A 2,182-nucleotide genomic window follows, 5' to 3' on the forward strand; every position below is an offset into this window, starting at 1 on the left:
CGGCAGCGGCATAGGCAAGGCTATGGCTGTATTATTTGCACAGCAAGGTGCCGAAGTGCATATCATCGAATTAAACGACCAGGCAGCAGCCGATACCGTAACCGAAATAACTGCAGCCGGCGGAAAAGCAACCGGATACGCCTGCGATGTGAGCAATCAGCAGCAGGTGGTAGATACTTTTACCAAAATAGGCAAGATAGATATCCTGATCAACAATGCGGGCATAGCACATATCGGCCGTGCCGATAATACCAGCACCGAGGATTTTGAGCGGGTATTTAATGTGAACGTCAAAGGCGCTTATAACTGTCTTTATGCGGCTCTTCCTGTATTGAAAAATAACGGCGGTGGTGTGATCCTGAACACTGCTTCTATAGCAGCAAGCGTAGGTATTACCGACAGGTTCGCTTATTCTATGAGCAAAGGGGCTATCCATGCCATGACTTTATCCGTTGCGCGCGATTTTCTGCATGATAACATCCGTTGTAACTGCATTTCGCCGGCAAGGGTGCACACGCCTTTTGTGGATGGTTTTATAGCCAAAAACTATGCTGGCAGGGAGGAAGAGATCTTTGAAAAGCTATCAAAAAGCCAGCCGATAGGCAGGATGGGTAAACCGGAAGAAGTAGCTGCATTAGCATTATACTTATGCTCGGACGAAGCCGGCTTTATAACCGGTACCGATTATCCTATTGATGGAGGCTTTATCACTCTGAACAATTAAAACCTGATTTGATATGATCAAAAAGCTATTATTAATGGGGATGCTGCTTGGTGCTGTACGCGCTGGCGCTCAAACCTACACACCAACCGCCGATAACCTTGCCGCGAGGCAAAACTTCCAGGATATGAAGTTTGGGCTGTTCATTCACTGGGGTATTTATAGTGAGTTGGGCGCTGGCGAGTGGGTGATGAACGAAAAGCACATTCCTTATGATAGCTATAAACGCTTGGCCGACTTCTTTAACCCGCAGGCTTTTAACGCCCATGATTGGGTGATGTTTGCCAAAAAAGCGGGCATGAAATATATCACCATTACTTCGCGTCATCATGATGGGTTCAGCATGTTCGGTACCAAGGCATCGCCATATAATATTGTTGATGCTACGCCTTACCATAAAGACCCTTTGATGGAACTGGCACAGGAATGTGTTAAAGAAGGCATAGAACTGCATTTTTATTATTCGCTGTTGGATTGGGGACGTAAAGATTATGCTTTTGGCAGCCCGATTGTTGACGGCAAACCGGTAAACGGCGATTGGGATAGCTACATTAGCTTCATGAAAGCCCAGCTTACTGAATTGATCACCAAATATCCCGGTGTGAAAGGCATCTGGTTTGATGGCCATTGGGAACGTGATGTTAACTGGCACTATGATGAGATTTACGGATTGATCCATAAACTGAACCCGGCGATATTGGTCGGCAACAATCATCACCTCGAACCAAAAGAGGGAGAGGATTTTCAAATGTTTGAAAAAGATTTGCCTGGAGCAAATACTACCGGCTTTAGCGGTAAATCAAAAATAGGCGCCCTGCCTCTGGAAACCTGCGAAACTATTAACAACAGCTGGGGCTTTAACATTACCGACAGAAGCTTTAAATCATCCAAACGTATCATCCATTACCTCGTTAACGCAGCCGGTTTAAACGCCAACTTTTTATTAAATATCGGCCCGATGCCTAACGGTAAAATTCAGTCGGAGTTTACGGATACGCTGGCTATTGTTGGCGCGTGGGTGCAAAAAAACGGCGAAGCTATTTACGGTACCCGCGGTAGCGGTATTCCGGTACAGCCATGGGGCGTTATCACTCAAAAAGATAAGAACCTGTATGTGCATGTGATGACGCCACCACAGCAACCATACGTTTTCATTCCGCAGTTAAAAGGCAAAGTGACAAAAGCAGCACTACTGGCCGACGGCAGTGCGGTGAAATTTAAACAACAAACCGAGGGCGTGTTTGTATATCTTAACGGTATAGCAACCGACCCTAACGATACTATTATTAAACTGACAACTAATTAAAAAACATACAATGAAGCTTATACGATTTGGCGAAAGCGGTAAAGAGAAACCTGGAGTTATCCTGAATGATAAAAAATACGATGTATCAGCCTTTGGCGAAGATTACACCGAACAATTTTTTGAAACCGATGGACTTAACCGCCTTGCTGACTTTA

Annotated in this window: 2 protein-coding genes; both read left to right on the plus strand. The window is 45.1% G+C overall.

Annotated elements, in window-relative coordinates:
* A partial coding sequence (locus VF500_RS27825) for an SDR family oxidoreductase (RefSeq protein WP_330862786.1) occupies positions 1-724 on the plus strand: 724 nt, incomplete at its 5' end.
* A 13-nt stretch (positions 725-737) separates the two neighbouring features.
* On the plus strand, positions 738-2,027 hold the full coding sequence (locus VF500_RS27830; protein WP_330862787.1) for an alpha-L-fucosidase: 1,290 nt from the start codon (positions 738-740) through the stop codon (positions 2,025-2,027).
* The last annotated feature ends 155 nt before the right edge of the window (positions 2,028-2,182 follow it).

It is taken from the genome of Mucilaginibacter sp., assembly GCF_036383575.1.
Taxonomy (GTDB): Bacteria; Bacteroidota; Bacteroidia; order Sphingobacteriales; family Sphingobacteriaceae; genus Mucilaginibacter.

Bases quoted from the DNA above. Each gene is read 5' to 3' on its own strand.
- VF500_RS27830 (WP_330862787.1), top strand. From the start codon at position 738: ATGATCAAAAAGCTATTATTAATGGGGATGCTGCTTGGTGCTGTACGC.